The organism is Streptomyces niveiscabiei (genome assembly GCF_033794345.1).
GTDB lineage: Bacteria > Actinomycetota > Actinomycetes > Streptomycetales > Streptomycetaceae > Streptomyces > Streptomyces niveiscabiei.
Genome location: NZ_JARAYJ010000003.1, coordinates 212,890 through 226,905, shown reverse-complemented (window position 1 = coordinate 226,905; position 14,016 = coordinate 212,890). Strand labels below are relative to the sequence as shown.

Genomic DNA, 14,016 nt, shown 5'->3' with positions numbered 1-14,016 from the left:
CCGCCGAGCACTCCCCGAGCCGCAAGGAGGAACCAGCACATGGACCCACGACGCAGACGCCGAAGGACGCGGCGCCTGTGGACCGCCGCCGTGGCGGCCCTCGCGCTCCCGCTGGCCACCCTGAGTACGCTCACCAGTACCGCCCAGGCGGCGGCACTCCAGTGCAGCGTCGACTACAAGACGAACGACTGGGGCAGCGGTTTCACCGCCGACCTCACGATCACCAACCGGGGCACCGACCCCATCAACGGCTGGACGCTGGGCTACTCCTACAGCGGCAACCAGAGGCTGTCGAACGGCTGGAACGGCACCTGGACGCAGTCCGGCAGCACGGTCTCCGTGCAGAGCGCCACGTACAACGCGAACATCGCGGCGGGCGCAGCCGTGAGCACGGGCGCCCAGTTCACGTACAGCGGCACGAACGCGGCGCCGACGAACTTCACCATCAACGGCACCTCCTGCGTCGGCGCGCACCAGCCGCCGATCACCGTGCTGACCAGCCCGACCGCGGGCGCGATCTACACGCAGGGCACGGCCGTACCGCTCGCGGCGACGGCCGCCGCCGCGGACAACGCGACGATCAGCAAGGTCGAGTTCTACGACGACACGACCCTGCTCGGCACGGACACCACCGCGCCGTACACGTTCTCCGCGACGGGCCTCGCCGTCGGCTCCCACTCCCTGGTCGCGAAGGCGTACGACAGCCTGGGCGCGGCCGGGACCTCGACGCCGGTCGGCATCACCGTGGCCTCGGGCCCGGCGGTCGTCGCGTCGGTGACCCAGCTCGCCGTCCAGCAGGGCAAGACGGGCACCTACACGCTGCGGCTGTCGACGCAGCCCTCGTCGAACGTGACGGTGTCGACCGCGCGCGTCTCCGGCAACACCGGCCTGACGGTGACCGGCGGCGCCTCGCTCACCTTCACCCCGTCGAACTGGAACACCCCGCAGACGGTGACGATCACCGGCAACGCGACCGGCACCGGCGCGGCGGCGTTCGACTCGACGGCGACGGGCCTCGCGAAGGCGACGGTCACGGCGACCCAGATCGCCGGGCAGAAGACGTACGACGCCCGGTTCCTGGAGCTGTACGGGAAGATCACCAACCCGGCGAACGGCTACTTCTCGCCGGAGGGCATCCCGTACCACTCGGTGGAGACGCTGATCGTCGAGGCGCCGGACCAGGGCCACGAGACGACGTCCGAGGCGTACAGCTACCTGCTGTGGCTCCAGGCGACGTACGGCAGGATCACCGGTGACTGGTCGAAGTTCAACGGCGCGTGGGACCTCATGGAGAAGTACATGATCCCCACCCACGCCGACCAGCCGACCAACTCGTTCTACAACGCGTCCAAGCCGGCGACCTACGCGCCCGAGCTGGACACCCCGAACGAGTACCCGGCGCGCCTGGACACGTCCGTCTCGGTGGGCCAGGACCCGATCGCGGCCGAGCTGAAGTCCGCGTACGGCACGGACGACATCTATGGCATGCACTGGCTCCAGGACGTGGACAACGTCTACGGCTACGGCAACGCGCCCGGCAAGTGCGAGGCCGGTCCCGCCGACACGGGTCCCTCGTACATCAACACCTTCCAGCGCGGCGCGCAGGAATCGGTGTGGGAGACGATCCCGCAGCCGACCTGCGACCAGTTCAAGTACGGCGGCACGAACGGGTACCTGGACCTGTTCACCGGTGACAACTCCTACGCGAAGCAGTGGAAGTTCACCAACGCCCCCGACGCCGACGCGCGCGCCGTGCAGGCCGCGTACTGGGCGGACGTCTGGGCCAAGCAGCAGGGCAAGGGCGCCGACGTCTCGGCGGCCGTCGGCAAGGCCGCGAAGATGGGCGACTATCTGCGGTACTCGATGTACGACAAGTACTTCAAGAAGATCGGCAACTGTGTCGGTCCGTCGGCCTGCCCGGCCGGGTCCGGCAAGAACTCCTCGGCCTATCTGATGTCCTGGTACTACGCCTGGGGCGGCGCGACCGACACCTCGGCGGGCTGGGCCTGGCGGATCGGCTCCAGCCACAGCCACAGCGGCTACCAGAACCCCCTGGCCGCGTACGCGCTCAGCTCGTACGCGCCGCTGAAGCCCAAGTCGGCGACGGGGTCGGCGGACTGGGCGACCTCGCTCACCCGCCAGCTGGAGTTCTACCGCTGGCTCCAGTCGGACGAGGGCGCCATCGCCGGTGGCGCGACGAACAGCTGGGCGGGGCGGTACGCCACTCCCCCGGCCGGGAAGTCGACCTTCTACGGCATGTACTACGACCAGCAGCCCGTCTACCACGACCCGCCGTCCAACCAGTGGTTCGGGTTCCAGGCGTGGTCCATGGAGCGGGTCGCCGAGTACTACCAGCAGACCGGCAACGCGCAGGCCAAGGCCGTCCTCGACAAGTGGGTGGACTGGGCGCTGTCGCAGACCACCGTCAACCCCGACGGCACCTACCGGTTCCCGGCCACGCTCGCCTGGTCCGGCCAGCCCGACACCTGGAACGCGTCGAGTCCGGGCGCCAACACGGGACTTCACGTCAACGTCGTCGACTACACCAACGACGTCGGCGTGGCGGGCGCGTACGCACGGGCGTTGACCTACTACGCCGCCAAGTCCGGTGACACGGAGGCCAAGACGGTCGCCAAGGCGCTGCTGGACGGCATGTGGTCGCACTACCAGGACAGCCTCGGCATCGCGCTCCCGGAGACCCGGGCCGACTACAACCGCTTCGACGACAGCGTGTACGTCCCGAGCGGCTGGACCGGCAAGATGCCCAACGGCGACACCATCAACTCCTCCTCGACGTTCGCCTCGTTGCGCTCCTTCTACGAGGACGACCCCAACTGGTCGAAGATCGAGGCCTATCTCGCGGGTGGAGCCGCGCCGACGTTCACCTACCACCGGTTCTGGGCCCAGGCCGACATCGCACTGGCCCTGGGTTCGTACGCGGAGCTGCTCGAATAAGTCCCCGCTGAGGCTCCGTGTATCAACACCGGGCGACCCCCACCCGCACAGGGGGTCGCCCGGTCGTACCTGTTTTCTTCCCGCACATGGCAGCACGAGGAAGGAACCCCCACCGTGCGAAGAACCCGCATCCTCACGACTGTGCTGGCGCTCGGCGCCGGACTGCTCGCGGGCGCCCCACCCGCCCTCGCCACCGCCCCCGACGCCGAGCCTGCGCTCGCGGCGGAGTCGTACACCTGGAAGAACGCGCGCATCGACGGGGGCGGTTTCGTCCCCGGGATCGTGTTCAGCCGCAAGGAGAAGAACCTGGCCTACGCGCGCACCGACATCGGCGGCGCCTACCGCTGGCAGGAGTCGTCGAAGAGCTGGACGCCGCTGCTGGACTCGGTCGGCTGGACGGACTGGGGCCACACCGGGGTCGCGAGCATCGCGGCGGACCCGGTCGACGCGAACAAGGTGTACGCGGCCGTAGGGACGTACACGAACAGCTGGGACCCCGGCAACGGGGCGGTGCTGCGCTCCGGCGACCGGGGCGCGACCTGGCAGAAGACCGACCTGCCGTTCAAGCTGGGCGGCAACATGCCGGGCCGCGGCATGGGCGAGCGGCTCGCCGTCGACCCGAACCGCAACAGCGTCCTGTACCTCGCGGCGCCGAGCGGCAAGGGGCTGTGGCGTTCGACGGACTCGGGGGTGACCTGGTCGCAGGTGACGGCGTTCCCCAACGCCGGCAACTACGTGCAGGATCCGACCGACACCAGCGGGTACGCGAGCGACAACCAGGGCGTCGTCTGGGTCACGTTCGACGAGTCGACGGGCACGGCCGGCAACGCGACCCGCACGATCTACGTGGGCGTCGCCGACAAGGACAACGCCGTCTACCGCTCCACGGACGCGGGCGCCACCTGGTCCCGCCTCACCGGCCAGCCGACCGGCTACCTCCCCCACAAAGGCGTGCTGGCGAACGGCAGCCTGTACCTCGCGTACAGCGACAAGGGCGGCCCGTACGACGGCGGCAAGGGCCGGCTGATGCGGTACGCGACGGCCACCGGCACCTGGACGGACATCAGCCCCGTCGCCGAGGCCGACACCTACTACGGCTTCAGCGGCCTGACCGTCGACCGGCAGAAGCCGGGTACGGTCATGGCGACCGCGTACAGCTCCTGGTGGCCGGACACGCAGATCTTCCGTTCGACGGACTCCGGGGCGACCTGGACGAAGGCGTGGGACTACACGTCGTACCCGAACCGCGCGAACCGCTTCACCATGGACGTCTCCTCGTCACCGTGGCTGACCTGGGGCGCGAACCCGGCGCCGCCCGAGCAGACGCCCAAACTGGGCTGGATGACCGAGGCGCTGGAGATCGACCCGTTCGACTCGGCGCGGATGATGTACGGGACGGGCGCGACGGTCTACGGCACGGAGAACCTCGGGAACTGGGACAGCGGCGGCCAGTTCACCGTCAAGCCGATGGCGCGGGGCCTGGAGGAGACGGCCGTCAACGACCTCGCCTCGCCACCGTCCGGCGCCCCGCTGGTCAGCGCGCTCGGTGACATCGGCGGGTTCCGGCACACGAGCCTGACGGCCGTACCGCCGATGATGTTCACGCAGCCGAACTTCACGACGACCACGAGCCTCGACTTCGCCGAGACCAACCCGAACACGTTCGTGCGCGTCGGGGACCTCGACTCCGGTCCGCACGTGGCCTTCTCGACCGACAACGGCGCCAACTGGTTCGCCGGGACGGACCCTTCGGGCGTGAGCGGCGGCGGCACGGTCGCGGCGTCCTCCGACGGCAGCCGCTTCGTGTGGTCCCCGGCGGGCACCGGCGTGCAGTACACGACCGGGTTCGGTACGTCCTGGCAGGCGGCCGGCGGTATCCCGGCCGGCGCGATCGTCGAATCGGACCGCGTCGACGCGCGGACGTTCTACGGCTTCAAGTCGGGCACGTTCTACGTCAGTTCGGACGGCGGCGCGACCTTCACGGCGTCCGCCGCGACCGGCCTGCCCGCCGGTGACAGCGTCCGCTTCAAGGCGGTGCCCGGCGTGAAGGGCGACATCTGGCTGGCGGGCGGCGCGGCCGGCTCGGCGTACGGGCTGTGGCACTCCACCGACTCCGGGGCGACCTTCACGAAGCTGTCGAACGTCGAACAGGCCGACACCATCGGGTTCGGGAAGGCGGCGAGCGGGGCCTCGTACCAGACGCTCTTCACCAGCGCGAAGATCGGCGGGGTGCGGGGCATCTTCCGGTCCACGGACAAGGGGGCGAGCTGGGTCCGGGTCAACGACGACGCGCACCAGTGGGGTTGGACCGGGGCGGCGATCACCGGTGATCCCCGGGTGTACGGGCGGGTGTACGTGTCCACCAACGGGCGGGGCGTGATCTACGGAGACACGTCCGACACGGGCGGGGGCGGCGGCGGGGGCGGCGATCCCGAACCCGCCGGGGCCTGTTCGGTCGCCTACACGATCACCGGCCAGTGGTCCGGCGGCTTCCAGGCGGACGTGAAACTCACCAACACCGGTACGTCGGCGTGGACTTCGTGGGCGCTGGGGTGGTCGTTCCCCAACTCCCAGGCCGTCTCGGCGATGTGGAACGCCGAGTACACGCAGTCGGGGGCGGCGGTCACCGCGAAGAACGTCGGCTGGAACGGCGGGGTCGCCGCCGGGTCGTCCGTGAGCTTCGGGTTCACGGGGAGCTGGTCGGGGACGAACGGGAAACCGGCCGCCTTCAAGGTGGGGGACCAGAACTGCACGGTGGTCTGATCGCCCATCACGGATGAGTACGGCTACTCATGAGAGGGCGGTGGCGTCTTTGGCAGGCTGGTCGCATCCACCGACCAGGGAGCCCGCCATGTCACGCCACCGCCTTCTGCCGCTGCTCGTCCTCGCCGGGCTGGCCGGCACCCTGCTGACCGGCTGCTCCATCGAGGAGTCGATCTGCTCCGACGGCGAGTACCCGGCCCTGGCCGTGAGCGGCGCGGGCAGCGCCTGCTTCGCGGACGGCAAGGAGCCCGACAAGGGCTATGCGCGCTACCCGGAGGGGAAGGTTCCCGAGAAGGTCGGGGACAAGTGGGACACGTACTGGCAGACGCGGACGCTGGACGAGAACGGCAAGGAAATTCCGGCGCCTTCGGTGCAGTGAGCTTTTGCAGGACTGTGAAGAGGCGGGCCGCTTCTCGTGGGAGCGGCCCGCCTCGGCACAGGTGCCGGACTAGCGCGGGGTCACGGCGTGTACACCGTCGGCCTCGGCGCCGTCGGCATCTTGTCGCCGATGAAGAAGCTGGGGTGCGGGGGCTGGTTGTAGGCGGTGTTCTGCCAGGCGAGCCCCGTGCGGTACATGGTGTCGTGGAGCAGCGTCGTGATCTTCGTGGACGTCTCGTACGGCGTCGAGTAGATCCGCAGGGCCCGGTTGTCGGAGGTCGCCCAGACGACTTCCTCGCGCCAGTCGCCGAGGATGTCGCCGGACAGCGCGGGGGTCGCCTTCGTGCCGTTGTTGGAGTGGACGCCGGAGCCCGTCAGCAGCCGCGTGTCCGACGAGGTGCCGTACTTGTCGATGCGGGTGCCGTCGAGGAGCTCGCGGACGGGGTCGCCGTCCCACCAGGACAGGAAGTTGACGGAGGACGGCTCGCGGCCCTTCGCTGCGCCCGCCTCGTCGCGGATCGAGGTGTCCGAGGCCGACCAGACCTCGGCGCCGTCGTTGCCGGCCCAGATGTCGCCGGCGACACCGCGCCCGTTGTCGCAGCAGGCGGCGAGCCGCCAGTCGACCGTGCCGTTCGCGGGGTTGATGTACAGCTCGGCGGGCTGGGACGTCGACTCGGAGACCTTGAAGTACTCCAGGCCCGGGTGCGAGGGGTCGAGGTCGCCGAGGTGCTGCGCGTCGCCGTGGCCGGTCCGCGTGGTCCACAGCCCGCTGCCGTTGTCGTCGACGGCCATCGCGCCGTACACGATCTCGTCCCGGCCGTCGTTGTCGACGTCCCCGACGGAGAGGCTGTGCGAGCCCTGGCCGTCGTACCCCTTGCCGGAGTTGGTGGACGAGGTGGTGTCGAAGGTCCACCGGCGCGTGAAGGCGCCGCCGCGCCAGTCCCAGGCCGCGATGACCGTGCGCGTGTAGTAGCCGCGCGCCATGATCAGCGAGGGCCGGGCGCCGTCCAGGTAGGCGGTGCCCGCGAGGAAGCGGTCCGCCCGGTTGCCGTACGAGTCGCCCCAGGACGAGACCGTGCCGCGCCCCGGGACGTAGTCGACGGTCTGCATCGCGCGTCCGGTCCGGCCGTTGAACATCGTCAGGTACTCCGGCCCCGACAGCACGTACCCGCTCGAATTCCGGTGGTCCGCGCCGGAGTTGCCGATCACCGTGCCGCCGCCGTCGACCGTGCCGTCGGCCGTCTTCACGGCGACCTCGGCCTTGCGGTCGCCGTCGTAGTCGTACACCTGGAACTGCGTGTAGTGCGCGCCGGAACGGATGTTGCGGCCCAGGTCGATACGCCACAGGCGGGTGCCGTCGAGTTTCACGCCGTCCAGGATCGTGTTCCCGGTGTACCCGGACTGGGAGTTGTCCTTCGCGTTCGTCGGCTGCCACTTGAGGACGAGGTCCAGCGCGCCGTCGCCGTCGAGGTCGCCCACGGACGCGTCGTTCGCCTCGTAGGTGTAGGCCACGCCGTCGGGGGTCGTGCCGCCTGCGGGCGGGGTGATCGGAACGTCCTTGTAGCCGGTGCGGAACTGCACCGCGTGCACGGAGTCGGCCTGTTCCACGCCGCCGACGATCGCGCGGACCGTGTAGTCGGCCTGGTCGGGCGCCCCGGCGTGGAAGTAGTTCGTCGAGCCGGTGACCGGGCTGGAGTTGACCTTGGTTCCGGCACGGTAGACGTTGAACGAGACGTCGCCCGGGTCGGTGCCGAGCCACCGCCAGCTGACGAGGTTCCCGGCGTCGGTGTGGACACTGACCACGCCTCGGTCGAGGGCCTCGACCTGACGGGCGGTGGCGGCGGTGGCCGGGTGGGGGGCGAGGGTGACAAGTCCCGTGGCGGCGAGGGCTGTTGCGGTGAGGAGGGCGAGGCGGTGTCTGAGGCGGGGGGTGTGCGTGGGGGTGTGGTTCCTTCGGTGCGGGTGCTGCATGGTGGGGGTACCTCCCGGAAGGACGGACGGCTTCTGGTGTCAGTCGCCGCCGGGGGTACGGGAGTTGCCGGGTCCTAGCGGGTTTTCCTGAACGCCCTCAGCGTGAACTCCGGGTCGGGGCGCGGCCTTTCCTGGTCCGGCAGGGCGGCGAGCCGCTCCTCGAAGCCGGCCGCGAGGGGGTGGCCCGGCGGCAGGGTCATGAACCAGCCCCGCCTGAGGTCGGCGATGGTCCGGCGCGGGCTGCGCCCCTGCCCCCGCCCGGTGAACCTCGCCTCGCCCACCGCGGTGAGCCCCGCCTCGGCTGCGTACCCCTCGACCACCTCGGCCCGGTCCGGCACCGGCGACGCGGGACGCCCGGCGAGGACGGCGTCGATGTCACTGCCCACATTGTGCGAGGGTCCTTTGTCGACCGTGGTGACGTACACCCCGCCGGGCCGCAGCAGCCGCGCGCACTCGGCGACGGTACGGCGGACGTCGTCGGGGGCGGGGAGCAGATGGAGCAGCCAGATGCTGGTGACCGCGTCGAACCGGGCTTGCCCGAAAGGCAGTCGGCGGCTGTCCGCGAGCACGATCGCGCCGGGGAGGCGGGCCGCCGCGTGCCGCGCCATCCCGTAGGTGAGATCCGCGCCGGTCACCCTCAGCCCGGGCCGGGAGGCGGCGAGCCGGCGGGTGACGATGCCGGTTCCGCACCCCAGGTCGAGGAGGGAGCGGGCCTCTCGGGGGATCAGTCCGAGCGCGGCACCGGCAGCCGCCCGCGCCCGGGGCTCCCCGCCGCGCAACGCGTCGTACCGCTCGGCCTCCTTGTCGTAGTCGAGCAATTCAGCGCGCCTCGTGAGCGACCGCCGACTCCCGCACCCGCCGGGCGAGCTGGAAGTCGAGGGCGGTGAGAGCGCCCCCGGCGTCGTGGGTGCGGACGGCCAGGGTGACCGTGTCGTATCCGAGGGTGAGGTCGGAGTGATGGTTCAACTCGTCCTGGATACGGGCGACATGGACGACGAAGGCGGTGGCGGCGAAGTGGGAGGAGAACCGGTAGCGGCAGCCGAGCGCACCGCCCTCGACGGCCCAGCCGGGCAGTGCGGCGAGCTGCTCCTCGATCTCCTTCTCGGACAGCGGTTCGGCGGGCATGGCGGACTCCCTCGCGTGGACGTACGGCGTCCTCCCAGCCTGCCAGCAGCAACCGGTTGCCGACGGGTGCGCTCACCCTTTTCGCGCAACCGGTTTCCCCGTACGGCCGTTCGGATACGGTCATCCGCATGACCCTTGTCGCGAGCGGCACCGAGCCCCCTTCCGCCACCCCCGGGCAGGGCGTCGGGCCTCTGCTGCGCGCCTGGCGGGAGTACCGCAGGGTCAGCCAGCTGGAGCTGGCGCTGCGCGCGGACTCCTCGGCGCGGCACATCAGCTTCGTGGAGACGGGGCGTTCGAGGCCGAGCGAGGACATGGTGCTGCGGCTCGCCGAGCACCTGGAGGTTCCGGTGCGCGAGCGCAACGCCCTGCTGCTGGCGGCGGGTTACGCCCCGCGCTACGCGCAGACCCCGCTCGACGACCCGGCGCTCGCCGGAGTCCGCGCGGGCCTGGAGCGGCTCCTGCGGGGCTACGAGCCGTACCCGGCCCTGGTGGTGGACGGCGCCTACACGGTCGTCGCCGCGAACCGGGGCATCACGATGCTCCTGGACGGCGTCGCGGACACCCTCCTGGCTCCCCCGCTCAACGCGATGCGCCTGACCCTGCACCCGGAGGGCCTCGCGCCGCGCATCCGCAACCTCCCCGAGTGGCGCGCCCACCTCCTGCACCAGATGGAACGCCAGCTGGCCCTGCAACGCTCGCCGGAACTCCGGGAGTTGTACGACGAGGTCGCCGCGTACCCGGCGCCCCAAGAACCCCGGGACACCGAACCCGCCCCGGACACCCCGGTGTTCGCGCTGCCCTTGCGGATCACGCACGAGGGCCGGACCCTGTCGTTCGTGTCGTCGATCTCCACGTTCAACACCCCGACGGACGTGACGGTCGCCGAACTGGCCGTGGAAACGCTCCTGCCGGCCGACCCGGCGACCGCTAAGTACCTTCAGGAGATAGGTTCCTGATGGTCCGTCAAGACATGGACAGGCACCGGAAAGGTAAAACCACGGTCCGTGACATGTCACAGGCCACCCGAGAGGCGTACGATATGTCACACATCATGCACCCACAGTCTCGCCCTTGTTTCTCTCTTCGCACCCGTGAGACGCACACCGGAACATGACACACTGCACACAGTTCTCGACGCGTAGGGGAGACGTGGCGTGAGTGAGCGGCGACCCGCGCCCACCGTGGGCCAGGTGGTACTCGGCAGACGGCTCCAGGAGCTGCGGGAGACGGCCGGCCTCGGCCGGGAGGAGGCGGCCCGCGCCCTGCGGGTGGCGCCCGCCACCGTCCGCCGCATGGAGACCGCCGAGGTGGCCCTCAAGATCCCGTACGTCCAGGTCCTGCTGGAGACGTACGGGGTGCCGAGCGACGAGGCGGCGGCGTTCGTCATGCTCGCCGAGGACGCCAACCGGCCCGGCTGGTGGCAGCGCTTCCACGACGTGCTGCCCGAGTGGTTCAGCCTCTACGTCAGCCTGGAGGGCGCGGCGCGGATGATCCGCTCCTACGAGCCGCACTTCGTGCCGGGCCTCCTCCAGACCGAGCGGTACGCGCGCGCCGTCCTGGAGGCGGGGACGGTCGGGCAGACCACCCCGGAGACCATCGAGCGGCACGTCACGCTGCGGATCGCCCGCCAGTCCCTCCTGGACCGCGACAACCCGCCGCACCTGTGGTGCGTCATGGACGAGACGGTGCTGCGCCGCCCGGTCAGCACCGACGGCTCGGTCATGCGCGAACAGCTCGACAAGCTCCTGGAGTTCAGCCGGCGCGACCGGGTCACGCTCCAGGTCTCCGAGTTCGCGGCGGGCCCCCATCCGGGGACGTACGCGCCGTTCTCCCTGTTCCGCTTCGCCGAACCGGAACTCCCCGACATGGTCGTCACCGAGTACCTGACGGGCGCGCTGTACCTGGACTCCCGCAAGGAGGTCTCGGCGCACCTCGAAGTCCTGGACCACATGACGACGCACGCGGCGTCGGCGCAGCGTACGCAGGACATCCTGCGCGAGATCCGCGACAGTTACTGACCGTGGAGACGGCGCGGCAATGGCGTGGCAACGGTGCAGCAACCGGTTGCCGTGCCGTTGCCGCAACCGGTTGCTACAACAGCCCGAGGTCCTTGAGCTCCTTGTGCAGGTCGGCCCGTGAGCCGTCGGCCGGCGACGCCGGGAGTTCGCCCTTGGCGCCGCTCCCGCCGGTCACCGAGGGGGTCGCGGGAGCGCCCGGCCCGCTCTTGGGCGCCTTGGCCCTGCGGTCGCGCAGCAGCCACGCCCCCAGCAGCCCGCCGACGAGCCCTCCGAGGTGGCCGAGCCAGCTCACGCCGGGCGTGCCGGGGACGGCGACCGTGAGGAGGTAGGCGAACGACGCGCCCATGACGACGCCGATCAGGCTGTCGATCAGGTGCCGGTCGAAGAGGCCGCGTACGACGACGTACCCGAAGTAACCGAAGATGAGCCCGCTCGCGCCGACGGTGGACACCCGGTCGGCCTCGAAGAGCCAGACGGTCATGCCGCTGACCACGGCGACCAGCCCGGACAGCACGAGGAACTTGGCGACGCCCCGGTAGGCGGCGAGGAACCCGAAGACGAACAGCGGGCCCGAGTTGCTCTCCAGGTGGGCCCAGTTCCAGTGCAGGAACGGCGCGGTGAGGATGTGCGTGAGGGAGCCCGCGTCGCCGGAGACGATGCCGTAGTCGCGGGAGAGGCCGTAGTCGTCGGCGAAGTTGGCGAGCTGGATCGCCCAGACGACGGCCACGAAGGCGAACATCACGAAGAACGCCTTGCGCGCCTCCGCGATCATCTGTTCGGCGCCGGCCTGCTCTCTGGTGGCCATGACCACTCCCCCTGTCCGTACCTCTTTCGGCCACTGTACGCAGGTGCGGGGCACTTTCCCCACCCGTGTCTTCGCTAAGCGGCTCCGCCCTTCCCGTCCCGTTCGTCGTCGACGATCTCGGCGTCCACCACGCCCTCGTCCTCCGGCCGGGGCGGCGGCCCGTCCGTCTCCTGGGCGCGCGCGTACATCGCCTGCCCCATCCGCTGGCTCACGGCGGACAGCTTCTCCACGCCGGCCCTCAACTCGGCGGTGTCCGGCTCCCCCTGGAGCAGCGTCTTCACCTCGTCGATCGCGGCGGTCACCTCCGCGCGGGTCTCCGCAGGGACGTTTCGCTCGTTCTCCCGGACGAACTTCTCGGTCTGGTACACGAGTTGCTCGGCCTGGTTGCGGGTCTCGACGGACTCGCGCCGCTTGCGGTCGTCGTCGGCGTACTGTTCGGCGTCGCGCATCATCCGGTCGATGGCGTCCTTGGGCAGCGCCGAGCCTCCGGTGACGGTCATCTTCTGCTCGCGGCCGGTCGCGAGGTCCTTCGCCGAGACGTGCATGATCCCGTCGGCGTCGATGTCGAACGCGACCTCGATCTGCGGGACTCCGCGCGGGGCGGGCGGCAGGCCGGTGAGGTCGAAGACGCCGAGCTTCTTGTTGTACGCGGCGATCTCGCGTTCGCCCTGGTAGACCTGGATCCCGACGGAGGGCTGGTTGTCGGCGGCGGTCGTGAAGATCTCCGAACGCCGGGTGGGGATCGTGGTGTTGCGCTCGATGAGCTTCGTCATGATGCCGCCCTTGGTCTCGATGCCGAGGGACAGCGGGGTGACGTCGAGGAGGAGGACGTCCTTCACGTCGCCGCGGATCACGCCGGCCTGGAGCGAGGCGCCGAGCGCGACGACCTCGTCCGGGTTGACGCCCTTGTGCGGGTCCTTGCCGGTCAACTCCCGCACCAGGTCCGTCACCGCGGGCATCCGCGTCGATCCGCCGACCAGGATGACGTGGTCGACCGCCGAGAGCCGCACCTTCGCGTCCTTGACGGCCTGGTGGAACGGCGTGCGGCAGCGGTCGAGCAAGTCGGCGGTGAGCTCCTGGAACTGAGTCCGCGTCAGTTTCTCGTCCAGGTGGAGCGGGCCCTCCGCCGACGCGGTGATGTACGGCAGGTTGACGGTGGTCTCGGTCGACGACGACAGCTCGATCTTCGCCTTCTCGGCGGCCTCGCGCAGGCGTTGGACGGCCATCCGGTCCTTGCCGAGGTCCACGCCGTACTGGCTCGTGAACCGCTTGACGAGGTGCTCCACGATCCGCTGGTCCCAGTCGTCCCCGCCGAGCAGCGTGTCGCCGTTGGTGGCCTTGACCTCGATGACGCCGTCGCCCATCTCCAGCAGGGAGACGTCGAACGTGCCGCCGCCGAGGTCGAAGACGAGCACGGTCTGTTCGTCGCCGCGGTCGAGCCCGTACGCGAGGGCGGCGGCGGTGGGCTCGTTGATGATCCGCAGCACCTTCAGCCCGGCGATCTCCCCGGCCTCCTTGGTCGCCTGCCGCTGCGCGTCGTCGAAGTAGGCGGGCACGGTGATGACGGCGTCGGTCACGTCCTCGCCGAGGTAGGCCTCCGCGTCCCGCTTGAGCTTCTGCAACACCCGGGCGGAGAGCTCCTGGGCCCGCAGCCGCGTCCCGTCGATGTCGCCCTGCTCAGGGAACCGCCAACTCCCGTCCCCCATATGCCGCTTGACGGACCGTGCGGTCCGGTCGACGTTGGTGACGGCCTGCCGCTTGGCGACTTCCCCGACCAGCACCTCCCCGTTCTTGGCGAAGGAGACCACGGAAGGCGTGGTCCGCGCCCCCTCGGCATTGGCGACGACGGTCGGCTCCCCACCCTCCAGCACGGCCACCACAGAGTTGGTGGTGCCCAGATCGATCCCGACCGGCCGTCCCATCGCCGTCCCCTTCCGTCCGGGTGCCTCGGACTCTCCAGCACAAAACTTGAGCGGAGGGTTGTCAAGGGGGCCTTGTCTC

10 protein-coding genes are annotated in these 14,016 nt (G+C 70.3%); 5 read left to right on the top strand and 5 right to left on the bottom strand.

The window, feature by feature from the left end; genetic code table 11:
- The first annotated feature begins 39 nt into the window (after positions 1-39).
- From PV682_RS05390 to PV682_RS05380, 3 genes are all read left to right on the top strand, one after another.
- Positions 40-2,955, top strand: a complete 2,916-nt coding sequence (locus tag PV682_RS05390; RefSeq protein WP_319724549.1) for a glycoside hydrolase family 48 protein — start codon at positions 40-42, stop codon at positions 2,953-2,955.
- 114 nt (positions 2,956-3,069) lie between these two features.
- The gene (locus PV682_RS05385) at positions 3,070-5,718 is read left to right on the top strand and encodes a cellulose binding domain-containing protein (protein ID WP_319724547.1); all 2,649 of its coding nucleotides are present in this window, start codon (positions 3,070-3,072) and stop codon (positions 5,716-5,718) included.
- Positions 5,719-5,806: 88 nt separating this feature from the next.
- Positions 5,807-6,097, top strand: coding sequence for an SCO0607 family lipoprotein (locus PV682_RS05380; RefSeq protein ID WP_319724545.1), 291 nt, complete (start codon positions 5,807-5,809; stop codon positions 6,095-6,097).
- Between the two features lie 80 nt (positions 6,098-6,177).
- Here PV682_RS05380 and PV682_RS05375 read toward each other — a convergent pair whose 3' ends face one another.
- The 3 genes from PV682_RS05375 to PV682_RS05365 form a co-directional block, all read right to left on the bottom strand.
- Positions 6,178-8,067 (bottom strand): rhamnogalacturonan lyase, encoded by a 1,890-nt coding sequence (locus PV682_RS05375; RefSeq protein ID WP_319724544.1) that lies wholly within the window; start codon positions 8,065-8,067, stop codon positions 6,178-6,180.
- Positions 8,068-8,141: 74 nt separating this feature from the next.
- Positions 8,142-8,885 (bottom strand): class I SAM-dependent methyltransferase, encoded by a 744-nt coding sequence (locus PV682_RS05370; RefSeq protein WP_319724542.1) that lies wholly within the window; start codon positions 8,883-8,885, stop codon positions 8,142-8,144.
- A 1-nt stretch (position 8,886) separates the two neighbouring features.
- Positions 8,887-9,192 (bottom strand): 4a-hydroxytetrahydrobiopterin dehydratase, encoded by a 306-nt coding sequence (locus tag PV682_RS05365; protein ID WP_319724540.1) that lies wholly within the window; start codon positions 9,190-9,192, stop codon positions 8,887-8,889.
- 128 nt (positions 9,193-9,320) lie between these two features.
- On the opposite strand from PV682_RS05365, the gene PV682_RS05360 reads away from it, so the two are divergent.
- Positions 9,321-10,148, top strand: a complete 828-nt coding sequence (locus PV682_RS05360; protein ID WP_319724538.1) for a helix-turn-helix domain-containing protein — start codon at positions 9,321-9,323, stop codon at positions 10,146-10,148.
- Between the two features lie 198 nt (positions 10,149-10,346).
- Complete coding sequence (locus tag PV682_RS05355; protein ID WP_109362138.1) at positions 10,347-11,210, top strand: helix-turn-helix domain-containing protein; 864 nt, start codon at positions 10,347-10,349, stop codon at positions 11,208-11,210.
- A 73-nt stretch (positions 11,211-11,283) separates the two neighbouring features.
- On the opposite strand, the gene PV682_RS05350 is transcribed toward PV682_RS05355, so the two are convergent.
- Both PV682_RS05350 and dnaK read right to left on the bottom strand, forming a co-directional pair.
- Positions 11,284-12,015: a rhomboid family intramembrane serine protease gene (locus PV682_RS05350; protein WP_319724535.1), complete on the bottom strand. Its 732-nt coding sequence runs from the start codon at positions 12,013-12,015 to the stop codon at positions 11,284-11,286.
- A 74-nt stretch (positions 12,016-12,089) separates the two neighbouring features.
- Positions 12,090-13,937, bottom strand: a complete 1,848-nt coding sequence (dnaK, locus tag PV682_RS05345; RefSeq protein ID WP_319724534.1) for a molecular chaperone DnaK — start codon at positions 13,935-13,937, stop codon at positions 12,090-12,092.
- Positions 13,938-14,016: the final 79 nt, after the last annotated feature.